Below are 690 nucleotides of genomic sequence, written 5' to 3'. Positions count from 1 at the left end.
CACGCATTGTCCAATCAGGCCTCAGCTTAGGAGGGCTATTGCTGTGCGCCCAATTTTCAGCCCCGGTATTGGCCGATGACTTTCTTTGTCAGGCGACTCAAGCGAGCGACAAAGAACTGCCGATGCTAGAGAAAAGTTGCCCAATCGGTCAGGTAGATTGGGGAAAGAAAGTGCCGCAAGGAGGCAATGATTTCTATTGGATTCAATGTGGCTTGCTGCCTAAACCAATGCCACTTGCCAAAGCCAAACCCATTTACAGCAAAATCACCACCGATGTTTGGATGAAGCCCGAAACAAAGGGCTATCGTTGTCTTATTGGGCCTTATACAGAATTTTCTAAAGCGTCTGCTGATTTGCGAGGAGTCAAAACCTTGTCGAACTATCGCGAGGCATTTATTCGTGTGGTTGGCAAAGGGAGTGACAACACCGTGAAGCAAATGCAGCCGTCATCAAAGTCGACTCCTGTCGCCAAACCAAACGTCGCACCGAAGCCTGTTGCGCCAGTCGTGGCCAGTCGTCCAGATACCGAGGCGTTTAAAGCTTCTGCGACAAAAACGACAGCGCAGCCAGTTACGGCAAAAGAGCCGAAACCGAGCACGACAACAAAACCGGTAGCGAAAGCAAAACCAGCACCGAGCGTAAAAGGCAATGGAGAGGTGGAAGTGCGCTTGCGAGCGTCTCTACATGGCA

The 690-nt window shown here is 50.9% G+C and carries 1 protein-coding gene; it reads left to right on the top strand.

Annotated elements, in window-relative coordinates:
* A partial coding sequence (locus R7R24_RS27095; protein ID WP_318120176.1) for an SPOR domain-containing protein occupies nucleotides 1–690 on the top strand: 690 nt, incomplete at both ends.

It is taken from the genome of Vibrio sp. 704, assembly GCF_033339295.1.
Note: the sequence above shows the minus strand (reverse complement) of the source record. Positions and strands in the feature narration are given on the sequence as shown.